Source organism: Streptomyces roseofulvus (assembly GCF_039534915.1).
Lineage (GTDB): Bacteria > Actinomycetota > Actinomycetes > Streptomycetales > Streptomycetaceae > Streptomyces > Streptomyces roseofulvus.
The window spans coordinates 3,620,808-3,642,546 of the sequence record NZ_BAAAWE010000001.1 but is presented as its reverse complement, the minus strand read 5'-3'; the positions used below and the strand labels follow the sequence as shown (position 1 = coordinate 3,642,546).

General features: G+C 73.3%; 22 protein-coding genes. 10 read left to right on the top strand and 12 right to left on the bottom strand.

All coding sequences use genetic code 11. From position 1 onward, the window contains the following. Nucleotides 1–268: 268 nt before the first annotated feature. Entirely contained in the window at nt 269–1,273 is a 1,005-nt protein-coding gene (hemB, locus tag ABFY03_RS16660) for a porphobilinogen synthase (RefSeq protein ID WP_319008506.1), read from the top strand. 6 nt (nt 1,274–1,279) lie between these two features. On the opposite strand, the gene ABFY03_RS16655 is transcribed toward hemB, so the two are convergent. Then, entirely contained in the window at nt 1,280–2,140 is an 861-nt protein-coding gene (locus tag ABFY03_RS16655; protein WP_346170239.1) for a DUF4253 domain-containing protein, read from the bottom strand. Between the two features lie 116 nt (nt 2,141–2,256). Here ABFY03_RS16655 and ABFY03_RS16650 point away from each other — a divergent pair, with 116 nt between their 5' ends. Continuing rightward, the gene (locus ABFY03_RS16650; RefSeq protein WP_319008627.1) at nt 2,257–2,529 is read left to right on the top strand and encodes a DUF1876 domain-containing protein; all 273 of its coding nucleotides are present in this window, start codon (nt 2,257–2,259) and stop codon (nt 2,527–2,529) included. 12 nt (nt 2,530–2,541) lie between these two features. Here the strand turns inward: ABFY03_RS16650 and ABFY03_RS16645 are convergent, their stop codons facing one another. Further along, a complete protein-coding gene (locus ABFY03_RS16645; RefSeq protein ID WP_319008508.1) occupies nt 2,542–3,258 on the bottom strand; it encodes a DUF4232 domain-containing protein in 717 nt (238 codons plus the stop codon). A 266-nt stretch (nt 3,259–3,524) separates the two neighbouring features. Here ABFY03_RS16645 and ABFY03_RS16640 point away from each other — a divergent pair, with 266 nt between their 5' ends. Beyond that, complete coding sequence (locus ABFY03_RS16640; RefSeq protein WP_346170238.1) at nt 3,525–4,631, top strand: helix-turn-helix domain-containing protein; 1,107 nt, start codon at nt 3,525–3,527, stop codon at nt 4,629–4,631. Nucleotides 4,632–4,649: 18 nt separating this feature from the next. Here the strand turns inward: ABFY03_RS16640 and argS are convergent, their stop codons facing one another. Next, nucleotides 4,650–6,413: an arginine--tRNA ligase gene (gene argS, locus ABFY03_RS16635; protein ID WP_346170237.1), complete on the bottom strand. Its 1,764-nt coding sequence runs from the start codon at nt 6,411–6,413 to the stop codon at nt 4,650–4,652. A 245-nt stretch (nt 6,414–6,658) separates the two neighbouring features. On the opposite strand from argS, the gene lysS reads away from it, so the two are divergent. Next, nucleotides 6,659–8,380 carry a lysine--tRNA ligase gene (lysS, locus tag ABFY03_RS16630; protein ID WP_319008511.1) on the top strand — a complete coding sequence of 574 codons (1,722 nt, stop codon included), beginning with the start codon at nt 6,659–6,661 and terminating at the stop codon, nt 8,378–8,380. An 82-nt stretch (nt 8,381–8,462) separates the two neighbouring features. On the opposite strand, the gene ABFY03_RS16625 is transcribed toward lysS, so the two are convergent. From ABFY03_RS16625 to ABFY03_RS16615, 3 genes are all read right to left on the bottom strand, one after another. After that, on the bottom strand, nt 8,463–9,839 hold the full coding sequence (locus ABFY03_RS16625) for a DUF2637 domain-containing protein (RefSeq protein WP_346170236.1): 1,377 nt from the start codon (nt 9,837–9,839) through the stop codon (nt 8,463–8,465). A gap of 172 nt (nt 9,840–10,011) precedes the next feature. Next, entirely contained in the window at nt 10,012–10,746 is a 735-nt protein-coding gene (locus ABFY03_RS16620) for a DUF3558 domain-containing protein (RefSeq protein WP_346170235.1), read from the bottom strand. Between the two features lie 123 nt (nt 10,747–10,869). Further along, complete coding sequence (locus tag ABFY03_RS16615; RefSeq protein WP_346170234.1) at nt 10,870–11,778, bottom strand: DUF3558 domain-containing protein; 909 nt, start codon at nt 11,776–11,778, stop codon at nt 10,870–10,872. Between the two features lie 174 nt (nt 11,779–11,952). Between ABFY03_RS16615 and ABFY03_RS16610 the strand changes: the two genes are divergently transcribed. Next, complete coding sequence (locus ABFY03_RS16610) at nt 11,953–13,146, top strand: RtcB family protein (RefSeq protein WP_346170233.1); 1,194 nt, start codon at nt 11,953–11,955, stop codon at nt 13,144–13,146. A gap of 71 nt (nt 13,147–13,217) precedes the next feature. On the opposite strand, the gene ABFY03_RS16605 is transcribed toward ABFY03_RS16610, so the two are convergent. After that, complete coding sequence (locus ABFY03_RS16605; RefSeq protein ID WP_319008516.1) at nt 13,218–13,973, bottom strand: SDR family oxidoreductase; 756 nt, start codon at nt 13,971–13,973, stop codon at nt 13,218–13,220. 129 nt (nt 13,974–14,102) lie between these two features. Here ABFY03_RS16605 and ABFY03_RS16600 point away from each other — a divergent pair, with 129 nt between their 5' ends. After that, complete coding sequence (locus tag ABFY03_RS16600; RefSeq protein WP_346170232.1) at nt 14,103–14,669, top strand: hypothetical protein; 567 nt, start codon at nt 14,103–14,105, stop codon at nt 14,667–14,669. A 13-nt stretch (nt 14,670–14,682) separates the two neighbouring features. On the opposite strand, the gene ABFY03_RS16595 is transcribed toward ABFY03_RS16600, so the two are convergent. Next, nucleotides 14,683–16,134, bottom strand: a complete 1,452-nt coding sequence (locus ABFY03_RS16595; protein WP_346170231.1) for an FAD-dependent oxidoreductase — start codon at nt 16,132–16,134, stop codon at nt 14,683–14,685. 103 nt (nt 16,135–16,237) lie between these two features. Between ABFY03_RS16595 and ABFY03_RS16590 the strand changes: the two genes are divergently transcribed. Continuing rightward, the gene (locus ABFY03_RS16590; RefSeq protein ID WP_319008519.1) at nt 16,238–16,798 is read left to right on the top strand and encodes a TetR/AcrR family transcriptional regulator; all 561 of its coding nucleotides are present in this window, start codon (nt 16,238–16,240) and stop codon (nt 16,796–16,798) included. 16 nt (nt 16,799–16,814) lie between these two features. Here ABFY03_RS16590 and ABFY03_RS16585 read toward each other — a convergent pair whose 3' ends face one another. Next, nucleotides 16,815–17,549 carry a Mut7-C RNAse domain-containing protein gene (locus tag ABFY03_RS16585; protein WP_346170230.1) on the bottom strand — a complete coding sequence of 245 codons (735 nt, stop codon included), beginning with the start codon at nt 17,547–17,549 and terminating at the stop codon, nt 16,815–16,817. 110 nt (nt 17,550–17,659) lie between these two features. Between ABFY03_RS16585 and ABFY03_RS16580 the strand changes: the two genes are divergently transcribed. Continuing rightward, nucleotides 17,660–18,100, top strand: a complete 441-nt coding sequence (locus ABFY03_RS16580; protein WP_319008521.1) for a GNAT family N-acetyltransferase — start codon at nt 17,660–17,662, stop codon at nt 18,098–18,100. On the opposite strand, the gene ABFY03_RS16575 is transcribed toward ABFY03_RS16580, so the two are convergent. Beyond that, nucleotides 18,084–18,623 (bottom strand): GNAT family N-acetyltransferase, encoded by a 540-nt coding sequence (locus tag ABFY03_RS16575; RefSeq protein ID WP_346170229.1) that lies wholly within the window; start codon nt 18,621–18,623, stop codon nt 18,084–18,086. The genes ABFY03_RS16580 and ABFY03_RS16575 overlap by 17 nt on opposite strands. A 14-nt stretch (nt 18,624–18,637) precedes the next feature. Then, nucleotides 18,638–19,495 carry a helix-turn-helix domain-containing protein gene (locus tag ABFY03_RS16570; RefSeq protein WP_319008523.1) on the bottom strand — a complete coding sequence of 286 codons (858 nt, stop codon included), beginning with the start codon at nt 19,493–19,495 and terminating at the stop codon, nt 18,638–18,640. Nucleotides 19,496–19,642: 147 nt separating this feature from the next. Here ABFY03_RS16570 and ABFY03_RS16565 point away from each other — a divergent pair, with 147 nt between their 5' ends. Then, the gene (locus ABFY03_RS16565; protein ID WP_346170228.1) at nt 19,643–20,272 is read left to right on the top strand and encodes a TIGR03086 family metal-binding protein; all 630 of its coding nucleotides are present in this window, start codon (nt 19,643–19,645) and stop codon (nt 20,270–20,272) included. Nucleotides 20,273–20,349: 77 nt separating this feature from the next. Here ABFY03_RS16565 and ABFY03_RS16560 read toward each other — a convergent pair whose 3' ends face one another. After that, nucleotides 20,350–20,592: a hypothetical protein gene (locus ABFY03_RS16560; protein WP_319008525.1), complete on the bottom strand. Its 243-nt coding sequence runs from the start codon at nt 20,590–20,592 to the stop codon at nt 20,350–20,352. Between the two features lie 280 nt (nt 20,593–20,872). Between ABFY03_RS16560 and ABFY03_RS16555 the strand changes: the two genes are divergently transcribed. Further along, nucleotides 20,873–21,727: a substrate-binding domain-containing protein gene (locus ABFY03_RS16555; protein WP_346170227.1), complete on the top strand. Its 855-nt coding sequence runs from the start codon at nt 20,873–20,875 to the stop codon at nt 21,725–21,727. Nucleotides 21,728–21,739: the final 12 nt, after the last annotated feature.

Below are 21,739 nucleotides of genomic sequence, written 5' to 3'. Positions count from 1 at the left end.
CGCCGGCGTCGTTTCGTTGTGGGCGTTCCGCTCGAGCAGGGGCCCCCATCGCCCTGCGGAACGCCTGCCCACACGGAGGGGCCGGCTAGCGGCGCCGTCCGGAAGCCGGGCCTGGGGAGGTGCGGCGATCGGGTCCCCCCAGCAGTCGCGCCCGGCGCGTAGCCGGATGGGCGGGGTGGGCGTCGCTCTGTGGGGACGTCTGCCCGTGGGGAGGGGCGGCAACAGGGTGTCGGTAAGTGGGGGGTGGGGGCGGGCGTAGATTCGGGGGATGAACTCGTATGGAAGCTTTCCGGGGGCGCGGCCGCGACGGCTGCGAACGACGCCCGCCATGCGGCGGATGGTGGCCGAGACCCGCCTGGACCCGGCCGACCTGATCCTGCCCGCGTTCGTGCGCGAGGGCGTCACCGAGCCCGTGCCGATCGGCGCGATGCCCGGCGTCGTGCAGCACACGCGGGACACGCTGCGCCGCGCCGCCGTGGAGGCGGTCGAGGCGGGCGTCTCCGGGATCATGCTGTTCGGCGTGCCGGAGGAGGCCAAGAAGGACGGCCTCGGCACGGCCGGGACCGACCCGGACGGGATCCTCCAGGTCGCCATCAGGGACGTCCGCGCCGAGGTCGGCGACGAGCTCGTGATCATGTCCGACCTGTGCCTCGACGAGTTCACCGACCACGGCCACTGCGGCGTCCTCGACGACCAGGGGCGGGTCGACAACGACGCCACCCTGGAGCGGTACGCCGAGATGGCTCAGGTCCAGGCCGACGCCGGCGTCCACGTCGTGGGGCCCTCCGGGATGATGGACGGCCAGGTCGGCGTCGTCCGGGACGCCCTGGACACCATCGGCAAGGAGGACGTGGCGATCCTCGCGTACACGGCGAAGTACTCCTCCGCCTTCTACGGCCCCTTTCGCGAGGCCGTCGGCTCGTCCCTGAAGGGCGACCGCAAGACCTACCAGCAGGACCCCGCCAACCTCCGCGAGTCCATGCGCGAGCTCGCGCTGGACCTGGAGGAGGGCGCGGACATGGTGATGGTGAAGCCCGCCGGGCCCTACCTGGACGTGCTCGCGAAGGTCGCCGAGTCCGTGGACGTGCCGGTCGCCGCGTACCAGATCAGCGGCGAGTACGCGATGGTCGAGGCCGCCGCCGAGAAGGGCTGGATCGACCGCGAGAAGGCGATCCTGGAGACCCTCACCGGCATCCGCCGGGCCGGCGCCGGCATGATCCTCACCTACTGGGCCACCGAGGCCGCCCGGATGATCTCCGCCGGCCGCCGCTGACCGGTCCTAGTCCCACCAGAAGGTCCAGACGGGGACGTTCAGCAGGGCCTCGCGGGCGTACGCGCGCAGGGTCTCGTGGTCGCCCTGCGTGATGTTGTCCGGGCAGAACGCGAAGTGCTCCGCCGCCAGCGCCTCGGCCTCCTCCACGGTCCGGGGCGGGGCGGCCACCGAGACCACCAGGGTGGCGGGGCCGAGCGCCACGACCCGGGTGCCGAAGCGGTCCTCCCAGGAGCGCAGCACCGCGCACAGGCGCGCCACGTCCTCCTCGTGGTTCAGCGGCCCCGACCAGCCGATGACCGCCGGTATGTCGGCGCTGCGCCGCGCCGGGACCAGCGCCGGCCGGGCTTCCTCCATCCAGGAGCCCGGCCTCGTCAGCGCCTCGGCCGCCGCGGCCGCCGCCCGGTCCGGGTCGGTGCGCGCGGGCCACGCCGGGGCCAGACCCGGCCAGCCCGCCGCGTACGGCGCCACGACCTCCGCGTACTCGGGCTGCTCGCCGAACAGCTCCTCGACGGCGGCGGTCACGGCGGCGTCCCGCTCCTCCTCGGATATCTCCGAGGCCAGGTACTCCTCCCAGAGCTCGGCGAGCACCTCCTCGGCGTCGTGGTCCGCCGGGTCGCTCACCTCCTCCGGCATCAGGTGCCACGCGGCCAGGTCGTCGTCGCCGCCCAGCAGCACCGGCAGCAGCCCCGCCGTGCGGGCCGCCGGGCGCAGGGCGTCCCAGCCGCCGGGACCCGCCGGGGCGTGTCCCGACCAGAAGGTCGGGTCGTCCGCCGGACCGGTGAGGGCGCCCGGCGGCAGGTCGAGGCCGAGGGAACCGCCCGCGGGGTCGGACGCGAGCCGGGGCAGCTGGTTCGGGATCATCGCCATGATCCGAACGTACGGGTCGCCACTGACAACGGCCCCGGGGCGAGTGGTGGGGGCGCACGGTACGGCGCACCCTGGAGGGGTAGCCGACAGGTACCTCGGTGGAGGTGATCCTCATGATGCACACGCTTGTCGGATGGCATGTGGAGATGGAGTTCAAGGAGGAGGGCGACCGCACGCGGGCCGCGGCCATGGTCCGGCTCACCGACGGCACCGAGTTCCGGGCCCACGGCACCGCGAACCGGCACCCCTCCGATCCGGACCAGCTCAGGGTGGGCGAGGAGATCGCCGGCGCCCGCGCGCTGATGGACCTGGCCTCGCAGCTGCTCCAGAAGGCGCACGCGGAGATCGACGAGGCCTCCGGCCGGACGTCGTACCCGATCAACCGCTAGGGCGCCGGGACCCTAGAACTGGAGGGCGTCCTCGAACTCCCGCTGCCAGTACGAGACGGCGGCGCCGTCGTCCACGTACGTGCCCTCCGGCGCCGTCACCGTCACCATGCTGTCGGCGGTCAGGTTCACCTTGATCGTGCGGACGGTCATGCCGTGGGTGTCCTCGCCCGGCTCCCCGGTCAGGATCAGGGAGGCGTAGGCGGACTCCCCGGGCGCCAGGCGCACCACGGCCTGCGGCTTGCTCTCCTCGACGATCCTGATCGGCGCCTGGCTGTGGTCGAAGCCGACCAGCGGCGCGCCGACGGCGTCGCAGGGGCGGGCGCCGGTGTTGGTGACGGTCAGCGCCAGATGGTTGAGCGGGCGGGTGACCTTGCTCGCCACCACCTTCACGTCGCCGGCGGTGCAGGGACGGAGGGTTCCGGCGTCGTCGTGGCCGGCACCGTCGTCGCCCTTGTCGTTCCCGGCGGTGGTGGGGCGGGGGGCCGGGGCTGAGGACGTGGCCGGCGGTGCGGTCGTCCGGCGCGGGGCCGTCGTCGCCGGGGCCGTCGTGGGTGCGGTGGTGGGCGTGGCCGGGGCCTGCGTGGGCGTGGCCCGGGGCGTGGTCTGGGTGGGCTGCGCGGGTGCCGGGACCGGCGCCGCCTCCTGGTCGGACGACTGGCAGGCCGTGAGGGCGAGAGCCGCGGCCAGGGCGGCGGCGGGCAGGGCGAGGCGGCGGACGGTCGTACGCATGGTGGTTCCCCCGTGGGCGGATCGGTCGGTCAGTGGCCGTCGAGCAGGGTGAGCACGATCGCGGTGCAGACGATCAGCACCGCCAGTGCCAGGGCGTCGGTGACGCGGCTGTTCGGCATGGCTTCATGCTGCGAGCCGGTGTGACCCGCTGTCGACGGGCACGGGACAATGAGGGACGTTGGAACGCTTCCACCCCCCTGACCAGGGGAGACGTACCTCGCCCGGAACGCGTTCCTGGGACGCCGACGGGGACGGGGGAGCGACGGATGGACACCGGGGACCGGTTCGCCGGACTGCTGAAGGGGCTCAAGGAGCGGTCGGGGCTCAGTTACGGGGCGCTCGCCAAGCGGCTCCACGTCAGCACCTCCACCCTCCACCGGTACTGCAACGGCGATGCCGTCCCGACCGACTTCGCGCCCGTGGAACGGCTCGGCCGACTGTGCGGGGCCACCCGGGAGGAGCTCGTCGCCCTGCACCGCGCCTGGATCGTCGCCGACGAGAACCGGGGGCGCAGTGGCGAGCCGGTCGTCGAGCCCGTGACGCCGCTCGCCGAACCGGCTGTCGGATCCGAGGAGCCGGTCGAGCCCCTCGTCGTCGTGACGCCGGAGGCCGTCGAGCAGGGCGCCGCGCCCACCCGCGGGCGGTTCCGGAGCGGTCTCGCCGCCGTGGCGGTCGTCGCCCTCGTCGTGCCCGGTGCCTACCTCGTGGTGGCGCGGGACGGGGAGAAGGAGCCGAGCGAGGGAGCGGTCGCCGCGCCGGCTCCGCTGAACGCCGGCGTCAGCTCGTACAACTGGACCGCCCCCTGCGGCCAGTACTACGTCCTCGACCAGAAGCCGGAGCACGTCCCGCCGCCGCCCCCGCCGCAGGACACCCGCCCGTGGGCCCGCGCGCTCGGCGGCGTCGACGGCGGGCACATGCAGCTCCAGGTCACCGTCACCGGCCGCACCCAGGAACCGGTCGTGCTGTCGCGGCTCGGCGTGCGGGTCGTCGAGCGCGGCCGGCCGCCGGAGCGGGCCGCGTACTCCATGGGCGACGGCTGCGGCAGCGGGGTCACCCCGCAGACCTTCGACGTCGACCTCGACGCTCCCCGGCCGTACGTGAAGGCCGTCGCCGGGCAGGACGGCGACCGGGTCGTGCCCGCGAAGGACTTCCCGTACAAGGTCGCCACCGGGGACCCGCAGGTCCTCAACCTCGACGTCCACACCGAGGAGCACGCCGTCGCCTGGTACCTGGAGCTGGAGTGGAGCACCGGCGACCGGAAGGGGACCGTACGGATCGACGACGGCGGACAGCCGTTCCGTACGCAGGCCGTCGAGGGCCGTACGGTCTACGGCTACTGGCCCGACAAGGGCGAGTGGGTCGCTCAGCAGTGACCCACCCGCCCGGCGGCGTCAGAGGCGCTCGGGCGTCCGGATGCCGAGCAGGGCCATGCCCTGGTGGAGCGTGCGGGCCGTCAGGTCGCAGAGGAAGAGGCGGTTCTCGACCTGCTCCGGGGTGTCCGCCTTGAGGACGGGGCACTCCGAGTAGAACGTCGTGTACAGCGACGCCAGCTGGTAGAGGTACGCGGCCAGCTTGTGCGGGGCGTACTCCGCCGCGGTCTCCGCGATCACCTCGCCGAAGCCGTCCACGTGCAGGCCGAGGGCCCGCTCCGACGGCGCCAGTTCCAGCTCCGGGTGGGCGGCCGGCTTGGCGTCCCCGGCCTTCCGCAGGATGGACTGGATACGGGCGTACGCGTACTGGAGGTACACGGACGTGTCGCCGTTGAGCGAGACCATCTGGTCCAGGTCGAACTTGTAGTCGCGGGCCGCGGAGGTCGACAGGTCCGCGTACTTCACCGCACCGATGCCCACCTGGGCACCCCGCTCGGTGATCTCCTCCTCCGTGAGGTCCTGGGCCTTCTCGCGGACCACGGCCGAGGCACGGTCGATCGCCTCGTCCAGCAGGTCCACCAGCCGGACCGTCTCGCCCTCACGCGTCTTGAACGGCTTGCCGTCCTTGCCGAGGACCGTGCCGAAGGCCAGCTGGACGGCCTTCACCTCGTCGTTCAGCCAGCCGGCGCGGCGGGCCGTCTCGAAGACCATCTTGAAGTGCAGCGACTGGCGGGCGTCCACCACGTACAGCAGCGTCGTCGCCTTCAGGTTCTGCACCCGGTCGCGGATGGCGGACAGGTCCGTCGCCGCGTAGCCGAAGCCGCCGTCGGACTTCTGGACGATCAGCGGGACCGGGTTGCCGTCCGGGCCCTTGATGTCGTCGAAGAAGACGCACAGCGCGCCCTCGGAGCGGACGGCGACGCCCGACTCCTCGAGGATCCGGCAGGTCTCCTGGAGCATGTCGTTGTACCCGGACTCGCCGACGATGTCGGGGTCCCGGATGTCCATGTCGAGCTTCTCGAAGACCGAGTAGAAGTAGATCTTCGACTCGTCGACGAACCGCTGCCACAGGGCGAGCGTCTCCTCGTCACCGGCCTGGAGGTCCACCACGCGGGCGCGTGCCCGGGTCTTGAACTCCTCGTCCGCGTCGAACAGCGCGCGGGACGCCTTGTACAGCCGGTTCAGGTTCGACATGGCCTCCTCGCCGGAGACCTCCGCGCCCTCGTCCTTGTGGTCCAGCTCGTGCGGGTGCTCGATCAGGTACTGGATGAGCATGCCGAACTGGGTGCCCCAGTCGCCGATGTGGTGCCTGCGGACCACGGTCTCGCCCGTGAACTCCAGGATCTCCACCATCGCCGCGCCGATCACCGCGGAACGGAGGTGGCCGACGTGCATCTCCTTGGCCACGTTCGGCTGCGCGTAGTCGATGACCGTCGTGCCCGCCGCCTCGTTCAGCGGCACGCCGAGGCGTGCGTCGGCGGCGCGGGCCGCGAGGGTCTCCACGATCGCCGCGTCCGAGACGGTGATGTTGAGGAAGCCGGGGCCGGAGACCTCGATCTCCTTCAGCACGTCGTTCGCGGGGATCGACTCGACGACCTTCGTCGCCAGCTCACGCGGATTGCCCTTGAGCTGCTTGGCCAGCGCCAGGATGCCGTTGGCCTGGAAGTCGGCCCGGTCGCTTCGTCGCAGCAGCGGGTCGGCGGAACCGGCCTCCGGCAGGGCTGCCGAGAGGCCTTCCGCGAGGCGCTGCTGCACGGTCGAAGCGAGGGAAGGGACCGAGGCCATGAGCTTCCGTTCCTGTTGTGTCGTGTCCGGGTGTCCCGGTGGTCTATATCGCTTGTCAAGTGTCCCATGGGCGGGCAACGTGTTTTCCCCGCCCTTCCCCAGCTGTGGACAAGTCGCGCCCGAGGAGAATCCCGCCTGTGGACAACCTCGGAGCGGCCGGTTCCGTCTGGGACAATGACTGATGTAGGGCTTTGAAGGCTCCGAGGGAATTCCCGCAAGGATCTGGAAAGAAGGACGTACCGACCGTGGCTCAGAGCAGCACCGAGACCGACTGGGTCTCCCGTTTCGCGGACGAGGTCATCACCGAGTCGGAGCGACGTGCGCCTGGCAAACCGGTCGTCGTCGCCTCCGGCCTCTCCCCCTCCGGCCCGATCCACCTGGGCAACCTGCGCGAGGTCATGACCCCGCACCTGGTCGCCGACGAGATCCGCCGCCGCGGGTACACCGTCCGCCACCTCATCTCGTGGGACGACTACGACCGCTACCGCAAGGTGCCCAACGGCATCGAGGGCATCGACGAGTCCTGGGCCGAGCACATCGGCAAGCCCCTGACGTCCGTCCCCGCCCCCGCCGGCTCGCCCCACCCGAACTGGGCCGAGCACTTCAAGGCCGCCATGGTGGAGGCGCTGGCCGAGCTCGGCGTCGAGTACGACCCGATCAGCCAGACCGAGCAGTACACCTCCGGCGCCTACCGCGAGCAGATCCTGCACGCCATGCGCCGCCGCGGTGACATCGACGCCATCCTCGACCAGTACCGGACGAAGAAGGCCCCCAAGAAGCAGTCCCAGAAGCCGGTCGACGAGGCCGAGCTGGAGGCCGCCGAGGGCTCCGGCGCGGCCGCCGAGGACGACGGCTCGGGCGGCGGCGCCGGCTACTTCCCGTACAAGCCCTACTGCGGGCAGTGCGAGAAGGACCTCACCACGGTCACCGCCTACGACGACGACACCACCGAGCTCTCCTACACCTGCGCCTCCTGCGGCTTCGCCGAGACCGTCAAGCTCAGCGAGTTCAACCGCGGCAAGCTGGTGTGGAAGGTCGACTGGCCCATGCGCTGGGCCTACGAGGGCGTCATCTTCGAGCCCTCCGGCGTCGACCACTCGTCGCCCGGCTCCTCCTTCCAGGTCGGCGGTCAGATCGTCACCCTCTTCGACGGCGTCCAGCCCATCGGCCCCATGTACGCCTTCGTCGGCATCAGCGGCATGGCCAAGATGTCCTCCTCGAAGGGCGGCGTCCCCACGGCGGCCGACGCGCTGGAGATCATGGAGCCCCAGCTGCTCCGCTGGCTCTACGCCCGCCGCAAGCCCAACCAGTCGTTCAAGATCGCCTTCGACCAGGAGATCCAGCGGCTCTACGACGAGTGGGACAAGCTGGAGGCCAAGGTCGCCGACGGGACCGTGCTGCCCGCCGACGCCGCCGCCCACTCGCGGGCCGCCCGCACCGCGGCCGGCGAGCTGCCGCGCACCCCGCGCCCGCTCCCGTACCGCACCCTCGCCTCGGTCGCGGACATCACCGCCGGCCACGACGAGCAGACCCTCCGGATCCTCAAGGACCTGGACCCGGAGTCCCCGGTCACCTCGCTCGACGAGGTCCGGCCGCGCCTCGACCGCGCCGAGAACTGGATCACCACCCAGGTCCCGGCCGACCAGCGCACCATCGTCCGCGAGGAGCCCGACACCGAGCTCCTCGGCTCCCTGGACGACGAGGGCCGTGAGTCGCTCCGCCTCCTCCTGGAGGGCCTCGACAGCCACTGGTCCCTCGACGGCCTGACCACCCTGGTCTACGGCGTCCCGAAGGTCATGGCGGGTCTCACCCCCGAGGCCAAGCCCACCCCGGAGCTGAAGGTCGCCCAGCGCGCCTTCTTCGCCCTCCTCTACAAGCTCCTCGTGAGCCGCGAGACAGGCCCCCGCCTGCCCACCCTGCTCCTCGCCGTCGGCGCGGACCGGGTGCGCAAGCTGCTCGGCGCGTGACCTGACGCAAGCGGAAGGGCCGCTCCCCCTGACGGGGGGGCGGCCCTTCGGCGTGTGGACGGGGTGGGGCGGACGGGGTGCGTCAGGACGGGTCGTACGCCGCCATGTCCTGCTGGACGAGCTGCTGGACCTCGGGGGTCACCCGCTGGAGCAGGTCGGACTGCTGGGCGGGAAGCTGCTGGACGTCGTACGCGGCGACCGCCACCAGCTGGTCCAGCTCGTACGGCGTCGGGAAGCGCCCGTACTCCTGCACGAAGCCGTACATCACCTTGTACGCGGTCTCCCGGAGCTCGTCCGTCTGCGGATCGGGCTCCTGCCGCGGGTCGGGATGCTGAAGCTCCCCGAACAGCTCGGGCCCCTGCGTCTCGGGCTCCGACGGGGGGACCTTGTCGAGAAAGCCCTCAGGGATGCCCTCGGGGAGGCCGTCCGGGACCGACTCCGCCGTCTGCGCGGTGTACGTGCCCCCGTACCCCTCCGGGGTGACCTGCGGGGTGTCGAACCACGGGCTTTCGTGGTTCGGCTGCGGCGCCTCCTGCGGCTCCTGAACCTCCTGCGGCTGCGGAGCCTGCTGAGCCTGCTGCTGGACCTGCTGGACCTGCTGGACCTGCTGGACCTGCTGGACCTGCTGGGGCTGGTGAGCGGGCTGCGGCAGCTGGTCCACGACGGTCTGGGCCGCCGGGAGCTCCTGGAGGGCCTGGGCCGGCGCCGGGACCATGGCCACCGGCTGCTGCGGGTTCGCGACCTGGGTCGGGTGCGGAGGGAGCAGGACCGGGTCGATGCCCGCCGCCGCCAGGCCCGCCGGGGCGGTCTCCGCGAGCGGGACGCCGTACCGGGCGAGCCGCAGCGGCATCAGCGCCTCCACCGGCGCCTTGCGGCGCCAGCCCCGCCCGAACCGGGCCTGGAGCCGGGCCTGGTAGATCAGCCGCTCCTGCTCCAGCTTGATCACCTGGTCGTACGAGCGCAGCTCCCACAGCTTCATCCGCCGCCACAGCCGGAAGGTCGGCACCGGCGACAGCAGCCAGCGGGTCAGCCGCACGCCCTCCATGTGCTTGTCGGCGGTGATGTCCGCGATCCGGCCGACCGCGTGCCGCGCGGCCTCGACGGCCACCACGAAGAGCACCGGGATGACCGCGTGCATGCCCACGCCCAGCGGGTCGGGCCACGCCGCCGCGCCGTTGAACGCGATCGTCGCCGCCGTCAGGATCCACGCCGTCTGCCGGAGCAGCGGGAACGGGATCCGCAGCCACGTCAGCAGCAGGTCCAGTGCGAGCAGCACACAGATGCCCGCGTCGATGCCGATCGGGAAGAAGTACGAGAACGTACCGAAGCCCTTGTGCACGGCAAGCTCGCGCACGGCCGCGTACGAGCCCGCGAAACCGATCCCCGCGATGATCACCGCGCCGCCGATGACGAGCCCGATGAGTATGCGGTGTGTGCGTGTCAGCTCCATCGCGGCCACCCGCGATCCCCTCCCGTGATTCGACGTCTCGCGGGCCCCAGGGTGGCACACATGAGCGAAGCCCGAACCCCTGGGGAGGGACGGGCTCCGCTCGGGCACGCCTGTCTGTGTTGATTTGTGTCACTACCCGTGCGGGCGCCGGAGGTTGGCCGGCCCGGCTGCGGGGGTAGGTCTACTTGTTGGCCGTGGCGACCGCGGCGACCGCTTCCTTCGCCGCCTTCGTCGCGCCCGCGACGATCTTCTTCGCGTCCGGCGTCGGCGCGCCCGCGTACCCGGCGCCGTTGTACGACAGCAGCACCAGGACGTTGCCCGTACGCGCCACGACCGAGGCGTACACGAAGTCCTCGCCGGTCTTCTTCACGGTGTACGTCACCGTCTTCGCCTCGTCGCCGACGCCGGTCGTCGAGGTGGTGCTCATCTTCTTCGCGCCGGTGGTGGCCTGGATCTTGCCGAGCTCCTTGGCGAAGTTCTCCTGCGCCCGGGCCTGGCCGCTGCCCAGCGACACCTCGGAGTCGTAGCGGTAGAAGGACACGTCGAGCCAGCGGTACTGCGAGCCCTTGACGCCCTTGTCCTCCAGGCCGTTCCAGGAGCAGCCGCCGCGGTGCGACAGGTCGGTGGAGGCCGCCGCCGTGCCCTTCTCGTTCTTCGCCTTCGGCACCAGCGAGGCCGTCGTCTTCGCGGCGATCGCCTTGCAGGCCGGCGGCAGCTTCGCGAACTTCGCCGGCTCGACCGTCGGCGTCGGGGAGGGGGTCGCCGACGCGGTCGCGGTCGCCTTGCCCTGTGCCGCGCCGGTGTCACCGGACCCGCTGCCGCTTCCCGAGTCCGAGGAGCAGCCGGCGACGACGAGCATCACCGGGACGGCTGCGGCGGCGAGAATGCGGGTGAGTCGCGGAGCTGATCGCTGCATGGTTCCTTCAGTCGCTTGTCGTACGGCCGGCGCCGGTCGGCGGCCCTGGCGGCCCTGGGTACGCCGACACGTTACGTGGTCCCCCCGCCGCCCGGGGGGTCGCGCGGGAGAGCGGGCGGCCGGCTACTCCTCCAGCCGGTCGGCCAGCAGCCGGGCCAGGTTCTGGGCCCTGTCCTGCAGTTCCTTGCTGTCCGGGGCCGCGGCCACCCCGGTCGTGCGCTGCCGGTACTCGACGGTCACGATCACGTTCGATGTGCGGAAGACCACGCTCACGACCCGCTGGTGGCCGTTCCCGCCGGCCTTCCCGAGGGTGTCGTCCACGAACGCGGTGTCGCCGAGTCCGCCCAGCGTCCGGGACTCCAGGCCGGTCGTCGCCGGCGCGGAGGGGGCGCCCTCGACGGGGGGCGTGGCGCCGGAGGACGGGGAGCCCGCGGGGGTGGTGGCGGGGCCGGTCGGCGACGTGGTCGCGCTCGTGGACACGGCCGTGGACGCGGTCGCCGGCGGAGCGGCGGTGGTGGGCGTGGCGGTGGTGGGGCCCGGCGTGGGGGTCGTCGGTACGGCGATCCCGGCGGCGAGCTGCTTGCGGGTGTAGACCTCCTGGGCCCGGGCGGCGTCGCTCACCGTCGGGTCGTACGAGACCACCCGCTCGACGTCCAGCACCAGCCGGTGGGCGCCGCCGTCCTCGGTGTCCGCGTTCCAGGAGCAGCCGACGCGCCGGTCCGTGTCGTACGTGACGGCGGTGGTGCCGCGGAGGATCTTGGCGCGTTCGGCGTCGGTCAGGGCCGCGGTCCCGGGCAGCAGCTCGCGCAGGGTGGCCGGGGGGACGGCGCCGCACGGCTCGAAGAGGGTGCGGTAGCGGCCGGGCGGGGCGACGGGCGCGGCGGCGGCGCCGGCCTTCGCGTCGAGGGCGACGTCCTCGGCGGGGTCGGCGGCCGAGCAGCCGGTCAGCGCGCCGAGCGTGACGGCGAGACCGGCGCCGAGGCCGAGGAGGGTGGCGGGGGCGCGGCCGGGTGAGAACCTCTTTCGCTGCACCGTCCCAGGCTCCCTTCTCCCGAAGTCTTTCCCGAAAACCCTTTGCCGCCCCCTGAAGGCGGATGGACACAATGTCTATCGCACGCGCAGCCGTTGATGCCGGTCCGCCGTCACCTGTACGGGCTTTGGCTCCGGTTTTTGCGTTATCGGACTTTTCGGGGGAATCGAGGAAGTATGTCGTACGTAGAGGTACCGGGTGCGCAGGTGCCCATCCGGATGTGGGCCGATCCTTCCACGGTCGAGGGCGGCGCGATGCAGCAGCTGCGGAACGTGGCGACGCTGCCGTGGATCAAGGGCCTCGCGGTCATGCCGGACGTGCACTACGGCAAGGGGGCGACGGTCGGCTCGGTGATCGCGATGAAGGACGCGGTCTGTCCGGCGGCCGTCGGCGTGGACATCGGCTGCGGCATGTCCGCGGTGAAGACCTCCCTGACCGCGGACGACCTTCCGGCCGATCTCTCCCGCCTCCGGTCGAAGATCGAGCAGGCGATCCCGGTCGGCCGGGGCATGCACCGCGAGGAGGTCGACCCGAAGCGGCTGTTCCAGTTCCCCACGGCGGGCTGGGACGACTTCTGGTCGCGGTTCGACGGCGTGGCGGACGCGGTGAAGTTCCGGCGGGACCGGGCGGCGCTGCAGATGGGCACGCTCGGGGCCGGCAACCACTTCGTGGAGCTGTGTGTCGACACGACCGGCGCGGTGTGGCTGATGCTGCACTCGGGCTCCCGGAACATCGGCAAGGAGCTCGCCGAGCACCACATCGGCGTGGCGCAGAAGCTGCCGCACAACCAGGGGATCATCGACCGTGACCTGGCGGTCTTCGTGGCGGAGACACCGCAGATGGCGGCGTACCGGCACGACCTCTTCTGGGCGCAGGAGTACGCGAAGTACAACCGCGCGATCATGATGGCGCTGTTCCAGGAGACCGTCCGGAGGGAGTTCCGGAAGGCGAAGGTGACCTTCGATCCGGTGATCTCCTGCCACCACAACTACGTGGCGGAGGAGCGGTACGACGGCATGGACCTGCTGGTGACCCGTAAGGGTGCGATCCGGGCCGGCTCCGGGGAGTTCGGGATCATCCCGGGCTCGATGGGCACGGGGTCGTACATCGTCAAGGGGCTCGGGAACGAGGCGTCGTTCAACTCGGCCTCGCACGGCGCGGGCCGGAAGATGAGCCGGAGCGCGGCGAAGCGGCGCTTCTCGACGCGGGACCTGGAGGAGCAGACGCGGGGCGTGGAGTGCCGCAAGGACTCCGGGGTCGTGGACGAGATCCCGGGCGCGTACAAGCCGATCGAGAAGGTGATCGAGCAGCAGACGGACCTCGTGGAGGTCGTCGCCAAGCTCAAGCAGGTCATCTGCGTGAAGGGCTGAGTGCCCGGCGGGAGTCTCGCCGACAGGGGCCCCGGTGCGTCGCACCGGGGCCCCTCGCCGTCTGTTCGCCGTTACGGCTCGCGGTGGAGCTTGGTGTTGGACGCCTGGGCGCGGGGGCGGACGACCAGGAGGTCGATGTTGACGTGCGGGGGGCGGGTGCAGGCCCAGGTGATGGTGTCCGCGACGTCGTCGGCGGTGAGCGGTGCGGCCACGCCGGCGTAGACGGCGGCGGCGCGGTCGGTGTCGCCGCGGAAGCGGGTGGTGGCGAACTCCTCGGTCTTGACCAGGCCGGGGGCGATCTCGATGACGCGGACCGGGGTGCCGACGATCTCCAGGCGGAGGGTCTCGGCGAGGACGCGGGCGCCGTTCTTGGCGGCGACGTAGCCGGCGCCGCCCTCGTAGGTGGCGTGGCCGGCGGTGGAGGAGAGGACGACGACGGTGCCGTCGCCGCTCGCGGTGAGCGCGGGCAGCAGGGCCTGGGTCATGTGGAGGGTGCCGAGGACGTTGACGTCGTACATACGGCGCCAGTCCTCGGGGTCCGCGGTGGCGACGGGGTCGAGGCCGAGGGCGCCGCCGGCGTTGTTGACGAGGACGGCGAGGGTGCGGAAGGCGGTGGCGAACTCGTCGACGGCGGCGCGGTCGGTGACGTCGAGGGCGTAGGCGGTGGCCTGGTGGCCCGCCTCGGTGATCTCGGCGGCGAGGGCCTCGATGCGGTCCTTGCGCCGGGCGGTGAGGACCACGCGGTAGCCGGCGGCGGCCAGCTGCCGGGCCGTGGCGGCGCCGATGCCGCTGCTCGCTCCGGTGATGACGGCGATGGGGGCGGACATGGCGGAGGCTCCTCGCACAGGTGGTCGGTCGTGGTGGTGGCCAGGATAGGCGGCGGCGCGGGAGCCGCGGGGGACACGCGGGCTGACGGATTGTCAGAATATGGGATGGTATCCGGCTATTTTTGGCTCATGCGTGTGATCTCTCAGGGTGTGCTCGGGGCCGCGCTCGCGGCGCTGGTGGTCATGGGTGCCGGGACGGCCGCCGGGGCGGCCGGAGGCGTGGACGACGGCGCGGCGGGCGGTGCGTTCGCCGCCGCGGTCGGCGGTGTGGCGGGCGGTGCGGTCGCCGGTGCCGGTGGTGAGGCGGCCGGGGCGGAGGCGGATCTGGCCCATCACGGTCATGTGTCCCTCTGGGACGGACGGGTCGGGGTCTGGCTGGTGACGGAGAACCACGGCCCGTCCGACGTCGTGGACGCCACCGTACGGCTGGCCTTCTCGGCCCCCATGGCGGGCGGCCAGGAGCTGCCGCCGGGCTGTCTGTGGAGCAGTTCCCGGGTGGTGTCCTGCCGGACCGGGGCGCTGCCCGACGGGGGCGCCGCCGGTGAGCTGGCGCTGGATCTGAGGGCCGTGGGCCGGCCGCAGGAGCTGACGGTGGACGTGAGCACGGCCTGGCGGGCCGGCGGGGTCGACCGCAACTCCCTCAACGACCGGCACCGGGTGCTGGTGCTCGCGACCGGGGACCCGTACGTGTTCTGACGGTTCCGGGCGGTCAACGGCTGCTCCAGAGCACGTACCCGTCCGGGCGGACGAGGGCCGTGGTGCGGCGGGCGGGGTCCTTCCAGGTGGCCCGGACGACGCGGGCGGCGGTGGTCGGGGCGAGGGGCGGCAGCGCCGGGGCGGCCCCCTCGGGGGCGATGAGGACGAACTCGCCCGCGCGCAGCAGCTCGTGGAGTCGGCCCTCGCGGAGCGGTACGTCGGGGGCGCGGCGGCCGGAGGTGCGCCCGGCGCCCGGGGCGGGGGCGTAGGAGATGCCGAGACCGCTGATCATGCCGATGGCCTTGGCGGAGGCGGGGCGGACGGCGCCGAGGACGGTGGTGGCGACGGCCCGCAGCGCCCGGGTGGCGGGCGTGTGGGCCATGGCGAGGCGGACGAGGGCGCCGCTGCTGCGCAGGACCATGGCGCCGACCGGGTGGCGCTCGGAGTGGTAGCTGTCGAGCAGGGCCTCCGGGTCGGGGACCTCGCCGCGGTGGACGGCGATGAGCTTCCAGGAGAGGTTGGCGGCGTCCTGGAGGCCGGTGTTCATGCCCTGCCCGCCGGCGGGGGAGTGGACGTGGGCGGCGTCGCCCGCGAGGAAGACCCGGCCGACGCGGTAGGCGGGGACCTGCCGCTCGTCGCTGTGGAAGCGGGAGATCCAGCGGGCGTCGTGCATGCCGTGGTCGGTGCCGAGGGCGCGGCGGGCGAGGGCGCGGACCTCATCGAGGTCGACGGGCTCGCTGTCGGGGACCTGGCGGGTGCGGTCCCAGCCCATGACGCGGTACCAGCCGTCGCCGAAGGGGGCGATGAAGGTGAAGCTGTCGCCGGTGCCGTTGACCGTGAGGGATCCGGCGGGCTCGTCGGTGAGGCGGACGTCGGCGAGGACGATCGAGCGGATGACGCTGCTGCCGGGGAAGGGCAGGCCGAGGGCGGTGCGGACGGTGCTGCGGTGTCCGTCGGTGCCGACGAGGTGGCGGGCGCGGAGGGTGAGGGGGGTGCCGCCGGGGCCGGTGAGTTCGGCGGTGACGCCGTCGGCGTCCTGGCGGAGGCCGTTCAGGGCGGTCTCGTGGCGGAAGGTGACGCCCGCGTCGGCGGCGCGCTGCTCCAGGAGGCGCTCCACCTCGTACTGGGGGGTGATGAGGAGGTGGTCGAAGCGGGAGGGGAGCCGGCTGAGGTCGAGGGAGAGCCGGCCGAAGAGCCGCATCCGGGTGAGCTTGGTGCCGGTCGCCTCCAGGGCGTCGGCGAGGCCGCGGGTGTCGAGCAGTTCGAGGGTGCGGGCGTGCACGCCGAAGGCGCGGGTGAGGTTGGAGCGGCCGGCGGGGCGGCGCTCGACGAGGGTGACGTCGAGGCCGGCGGCGGCGAGGTCGCCGGCGAGAAGGAGTCCGGTGGGTCCGGCGCCGACGACGATGACGTCGGTGTCGACGGTGGTCTCGCCGGCTTCGTGGGTGCGGTGTCCGGTGGTGCTCATGGCTGGCCCTCCGATCGGTCAACGCTTGTTGGCCTACGCTTGTTGGCAACGTTAGGGCCCTTCGGCGCGAAATGTCAACACCTGTTGGCCTACAGTTGTGGGCATGACGACCGCACGCCGCTCCGACGCCACTCGCGCCGCGATCCTGGAGGCCGCCCGCGAGCGCTTCGCCGCCGACGGGTACGAGCGCGCCACGATCCGGGCCATCGCCCGCGACGCCGGGATCGACCCCTCGATGGTCATGCGCTACTACGGGAACAAGGAGGGGCTCTTCGCCGCCGCCTCCGAGATCGACCTGGCCCTCCCCGCCCTGGGCGCCCTGCCCTCCCGGCACGTCGGGGCCGTCCTGGTGAACCACTTCCTCGACCGCTGGGAGCGCGACGACGTGCTCACCGGGCTGCTCAGAGTCGGCGTCACCAACGAGGCCGGCGCCGCCCGCATGCAGGCCATCTTCGGGGCGCAGCTCGGGCCGATCGCCCTCGGCGTCTGCCCGAGGCCCGAGGAGGCCCCGGCCCGGGCCGCGCTCGTCGCCTCACAGATCCTCGGCATGGCGCTGGCCCGCTACGTGCTCCGCCTGCCGCCGGCCGTCGACATGAGCCGGGACGAGCTGGTGGCCTGGCTGGCGCCGACCGTCCAGCGGTACCTCACCGCCGAGCGCCCCTGACCGGGGCGCGGCGGTGTCACGGGGCGGCGGCGCCGAACTCCCGGACCGCCTCGTCGACGATCGCCTCCAGACGGGCGTGGTGCGCGCCCCGCCAGTAGACCCGCTCGCACTCCTGGCACCGCGCGAAGACGTCGTACGTCTTCTCGGTGCCGCGCTCCAGCCGCTCGCGCACCTCCTCCTTGCCGGTGTCCGTCAGGAGACCGTTGCAGGCGGTGCAGCGGGTCCACGGCGCCAGCGGCGGCGCGAAGCGCTCCAGGACGTCGCGGAGCTGGTCGTCGGGCCGGTCGCTGTACACGTACGCCCCCGCCCACAGCTCGCGCCGGCGCAGCAGCCCCCGGTCGCGGGAGAGCATGACCCGCCGCTCCCGGGCGGAGAGCGCGGCGAGCGCCGGGTCGCCGATGTCCTCGTTCTCGTACGCGGCGTCCACGCCCAGCAGCCGGAGCCGCCGGGCCAGCGTGCCCAGGTGCACGTCGAGCAGGAACCGGAGGGGCGCGCCGGGCACCGGCTGCGGCCGGGTGACGTCCTCGACCTCGACGGTCTCGCCGGCCGCCGGCACGTGCGCGGGCGGCACCCGGCGCCCGTCGACCAGGAGCCGGCCGACCTCGGTGAGTGGGACCCCCAGGGACTCGACGACATGGCCCAGCGAGGACACCCCGTCGGTGGTCACGGCGGTCCGCCCCGTGCGCCGGTCGGCGGCGACGAAGACGGCCAGGCCGGGGGCGAAACTGATCTGGATCTCCGGTCCGTTCACGGGGACAGGATCGCATCGGCGTGTGACGGCGGGCCAGGGATTTCCGGCCGTGGCGCGGTGCGGGGCCGCCACCGGTGGGCACGCGGACGCGGCTGGGCTACCGTCCCCGCATGAAGATCATCGACCTCGAGCCCGGCGACCCCCGTCTGGAGAGCGATCTCCTCCCGGTCCTCCTCGAACTGCGACCGCACCTCACCCCGGACCTCTTCCGGGACGTGTACGCGCGCGGCCACGCGCAGGGCCTGCGCTTCTCGGCCGCCTACGGCGACGACGGCCGGTGCGTCGGCGCGGCCGGCTGGCGCCTCGTCTTCAACACCAGCTCGCTCAGCAAGCTGTACGTCGACGACCTGGTGACGGCCTCGGACGTCCGCTCCACCGGCGTCGGCCACGCGCTCATCGCCCACCTGGAAGAGCACGCCCGCGCGGCCGGCTGCCACGAGCTGAACCTCGACTCCGGCACCCACCGCACCGGCGCCCACCGTTTCTACCTGCGGGAACGATTCGACATCGCGGCCTTTCACTTCGTCCGGCCGCTCACCGGCCCGCAGTAGCCCACAGGTCGAGCCGCCAGTCGTTGCAGCGCATCGGACGACCCGGCGGGTACTCGAAGTCCTCCTCGCCGAGCAGCTCGAACCCCGCCTTGCGACACACCGCGTTCGACGCGGCGTTCGCGACCGAGGGGAAGGCGTGCAGATGGCGGTGGAGGCCGGCGGCCCGGGCCTCCGCCACCACCGCGCGCGTCGCCAGGGTCGCGACGCCGCGGCCCTGGAAGCCCGGCAGGACCGCCCAGCCCGTCTCGTACACCGGCTCGCCGTGCGCCGCGCTCGTCCAGTAGCCGATGCTGCCCGCGACCCGCTCCTCGGGCAGCAGCACGATCCGGAACATCCGGCCCTTCCCGGTCGTGTCGGCGGACAGGTCCGCGTACCGCCGGTGGCGGCGGTCCAGCTGCTCCTCGGTCTCCGGGCCGCCCAGGTGCTCCATCAGCTCCGGCGCGTTCAGCGCGCGCAGCAGACCGGCGTCCTTCTCGGACCAGGCGTCGAGGCGTACGGAGGTGGTCCCGCGCAGTTCGCTCATGCGCGGACCGTACGTCACGGCGCCGACAGTCCCCGGGCGTACGCGGTCGGGGACAGGCCGAGGGTGGCGGTGAAGTCCCGGGCCAGATGGGCCTGGTCGCTGTAGCCGAGCTCGGCGGCCAGCCCCGCCCAGTCGGGTGCGGCGCCCGCCTCGGCCCGTTCCAGCGCCTCGTGGAGGCGGTAGCGCAGGATCACCCACTTCGGGCCGACGCCGACGTGGGAGGCGAAGAGGCGCTGGAGGGAGCGGGACGAGAGCCCCGACAGCCGCGCGAGCCGGCCCACCCGCAGGACCGTGCGGTCGGCGCGGACCAGTTCCACCAGCTCCATCGCCTGGACGGCGGCGGGGTCCGGGGCGGGGCCGTGCGCGAGGAGGAAGGCGTCGAGCGCCGCCACGACCGCGTGGTCGTCGTCGGGGGAGAGGACGGCGGAGACCGCGGCGTCACCGGCGGCTCCGTCCGTGTCCGGGAACGCCTCGCGCAGCGGGACCCGGCGGCCCGTCCAGGCCGAGACCGGCCAGGCCGGGGCGAACGGACGGAAGCCGCCGGGCCGGAACTGCACCCCGCGGACCCGGCCCTCCCCTTCGAGCCGCTTCGTGAAGAGCCCGGGCCCGATCCCCGAGACCTCGGCCGTCGAGCGGGCGGCCCCGGCCCCGGCGCCGAGCGGGCCGTACCGCTGGAAGACGGCGTTCACCGACGGATGAGGGACGACACGGGTCGTGTACGGCTCCGGGAGCGCCCAGTCGATCAGCCAGTAGTGCTCCAGGTAGGGGCGCAGCTCCGGCGCGGGGAGCCGGCGGCGGAAACGCACCCGGGAGAGCAGGTCGGCGGGGGCGAGGATGCCCCGGGTGTCCCGGCGCGGGGCGGGGTCGGGCATGGCCCCGATCCTAGGCGTCCGGGCCTCTCCCGGGCAGCCGGACGACCTTTGGCCGGAGCGGCTCCTAGGGGTCGGGATCCGGGGCGGGTCGGGGTCGTGGCGCGTTTCTTCAAGATCCGGCCGGGGATTCTTCCTAGCGTCGGGTCCATGACGTACGACGACACGAACCTTGCCTTCGAGAACAGTGAGAGGGCCGGGAGGGGCGAGGCCCCCCTCGGCGATCTTCTCCGCGCCGCCGCCGAGCGGGCCGTCCCGCTGGTCGCGGCCACGGACGACTCCGCGCTCGGCGCGCCCACGCCCTGCGCGGAGTACGACGTGCGCGATCTGCTGAACCACCTGTTCGCGGTCGTCGTGCAGTTCCAGGCGCTGGCGGCCAAGAGGGAGGCCGACTTCTCCGCGACCCCGGACCGGCTCGCGGAGCCGGACTGGCGGGAGAGCTTCGCGGCGGAGACCGGGAGGCTGGTCGAGGCGTGGGCGGCGCCGGGGGCCGAGGAGGGGACCTCGGGGGCGATGGGGCTGCCCGCCAGGACGGTGGGGTCGATGGCGCTGCTCGACCTCACCGTGCACGCCTGGGACCTGGCGCGGGCGACCGGGCGGGAGTTCGAGCCCCATCCGGAGGTGGTGGCGGGACTGATGGACGAGGTGGAGGGGATGGCGCCGATGGCCCGGAAGATGAACGTGTTCGGGGACCCCGTCGAGCTGCCGGCCGGGGCGAGCGTCTTCGAGCGGCTGCTCGCGACGACGGGCCGCGACCCGCGGGTCCGTCCGGCGGCCTGACGCCCATGCCCACGTCGGCGCCCCCGCGCCCGGGGCGGTCCGGGGCGGTTCCTCCGCGGACCGCCCGTAGCCGGCCGTCAGCGCAGGCGGCCGGTGGAGGTCAGGGAGAGGCGGGAGACGACCTGGCCGAAGGCGCGCTCCTCCGCCGGCGTCAGCGGCACCGACTCCTGCGGGTGCCAGACGCGCTCCATCGGGGTCACGGAGCGGATCCGGCGGGTGCGGGCGCGCAGGCCCGTCGCCAGCCACACGCCCGTCGCGACGGCGAGCACCGCGAAGAGGGTCAGGACACGGGGGTCGGAGAACTGGTCGGGCACGGACATGGCGTTCACTCCAGGGCGCGAGGGCCGGCGCGCGGCGCACGCACCGGCAGGCGGCGTGCGGGCACGGCGGCGCAGACGATTCCTACTGCTTCCTCCCGACCCGTTCAGTTAACACCACCCTGGGGGACTTTCGGCAGGGGGGTACGGGACCAAAGTCCCGGAGGGCGAGGGCGGGCGGAGGGGGTGGGCGGCGGGGGCGGGAGGCCCTCTTGTGCCGGACGGAGAACCGTTCGAAGGTGGCGGCGGAGGCGGAATTTCGGGCCGGGGAGGGAGCAGCCACATGTCCGGATCGGGTGCGCACGGATGGGGATTCACGGACGACAGGGGGCTGGAGCTGGGGGCGCCGGACAGGCCGGCGCGGGTGGTCGCCTACGTGCGGGCCGGGGCGGCCCTGCTGGATCTGGGGGTGACGCCGGTCGCGGTGTACGGCTCCGCGCACGACGGGCCGGAGCCGGACCCGGCGAAGGACGGCGGGCTGGCGGCGGCCGGGGTGCCCTATCTGGGGCCGGGGCGGGCGCTGGACGCGGAGCGGCTGCGGGAGCTGCGCCCGGAGGTGCTGGTGGACGTCACGTACGACGGGAAGAGCCCGTACGCCGTGGACGAGGAGGTGGCCGGGCGGCTGGGGGTGCCGCTGGCGGCGCTGTCGGTGGGCAACGAGCTGAGCCTGCCGGCGATCATCGGGCGCTTCGGGGAGCTGGGGGCGGCGCTCGGGGCTCCCGGTCCCGGGCCGGACGGCGGGGTGCCGGCGGAGGCGGAGGCGGCGGTACGGGCGGCCGCCGTGGCGGCGGGGGCCGGGTTCGGGGTGCTCGCGCTCTCCGGGGCCGGTGACGGGCAGGTGCACCTGGCCCGTCCGGGGGCCTGGCCGGAGCTGGCGCGGCTGGCCGGTCTCGGGGTCCGGCTGCTCGACCCGGGGCCGGGGCCGGGCGCGAGCTGGCTGACCACCGGGTGGGAGCGGGCCCTGGAACTCGCCCCCGCGCTGGTGCTGTACGACGACAGGGCCCACGCGAGCCGGCCCGAGGGGCCGGAGCGGCTGCCGGCGGGGGCGCGGCTGGTGCCGTGGAACCCGGAGCTGCCGCCGAGCCCGGCGGCGTACGCCCGCTTCTTCCACGCGCTGGCGGCCGGCCTCGCCTCCTAGCGGGCGGCCCGT

Excerpts from the sequence above, each read along its gene's own strand:
- ABFY03_RS16580 (WP_319008521.1), top strand. The coding sequence starts at position 17,660 with ATGAAGATCATCGACCTCGAGCCCGGCGACCCCCGTCTGGAGAGCGAT.
- ABFY03_RS16570 (WP_319008523.1), bottom strand. The coding sequence starts at position 19,495 with ATGCCCGACCCCGCCCCGCGCCGGGACACCCGGGGCATCCTCGCCCCC.
- ABFY03_RS16590 (WP_319008519.1), top strand. The coding sequence starts at position 16,238 with ATGACGACCGCACGCCGCTCCGACGCCACTCGCGCCGCGATCCTGGAG.
- ABFY03_RS16650 (WP_319008627.1), top strand. The coding sequence starts at position 2,257 with ATGCACACGCTTGTCGGATGGCATGTGGAGATGGAGTTCAAGGAGGAG.
- ABFY03_RS16560 (WP_319008525.1), bottom strand. The coding sequence starts at position 20,592 with ATGTCCGTGCCCGACCAGTTCTCCGACCCCCGTGTCCTGACCCTCTTC.
- ABFY03_RS16620 (WP_346170235.1), bottom strand. The coding sequence starts at position 10,746 with ATGCAGCGATCAGCTCCGCGACTCACCCGCATTCTCGCCGCCGCAGCC.
- ABFY03_RS16640 (WP_346170238.1), top strand. The coding sequence starts at position 3,525 with ATGGACACCGGGGACCGGTTCGCCGGACTGCTGAAGGGGCTCAAGGAG.
- ABFY03_RS16655 (WP_346170239.1), bottom strand. The coding sequence starts at position 2,140 with ATGGCGATGATCCCGAACCAGCTGCCCCGGCTCGCGTCCGACCCCGCG.
- ABFY03_RS16610 (WP_346170233.1), top strand. The coding sequence starts at position 11,953 with ATGTCGTACGTAGAGGTACCGGGTGCGCAGGTGCCCATCCGGATGTGG.
- ABFY03_RS16575 (WP_346170229.1), bottom strand. The coding sequence starts at position 18,623 with ATGAGCGAACTGCGCGGGACCACCTCCGTACGCCTCGACGCCTGGTCC.
- ABFY03_RS16555 (WP_346170227.1), top strand. The coding sequence starts at position 20,873 with ATGTCCGGATCGGGTGCGCACGGATGGGGATTCACGGACGACAGGGGG.
- hemB (WP_319008506.1), top strand. The coding sequence starts at position 269 with ATGAACTCGTATGGAAGCTTTCCGGGGGCGCGGCCGCGACGGCTGCGA.
- argS (WP_346170237.1), bottom strand. The coding sequence starts at position 6,413 with ATGGCCTCGGTCCCTTCCCTCGCTTCGACCGTGCAGCAGCGCCTCGCG.
- ABFY03_RS16605 (WP_319008516.1), bottom strand. The coding sequence starts at position 13,973 with ATGTCCGCCCCCATCGCCGTCATCACCGGAGCGAGCAGCGGCATCGGC.
- ABFY03_RS16645 (WP_319008508.1), bottom strand. The coding sequence starts at position 3,258 with ATGCGTACGACCGTCCGCCGCCTCGCCCTGCCCGCCGCCGCCCTGGCC.
- ABFY03_RS16565 (WP_346170228.1), top strand. The coding sequence starts at position 19,643 with ATGACGTACGACGACACGAACCTTGCCTTCGAGAACAGTGAGAGGGCC.
- ABFY03_RS16595 (WP_346170231.1), bottom strand. The coding sequence starts at position 16,134 with ATGAGCACCACCGGACACCGCACCCACGAAGCCGGCGAGACCACCGTC.
- ABFY03_RS16600 (WP_346170232.1), top strand. The coding sequence starts at position 14,103 with ATGCGTGTGATCTCTCAGGGTGTGCTCGGGGCCGCGCTCGCGGCGCTG.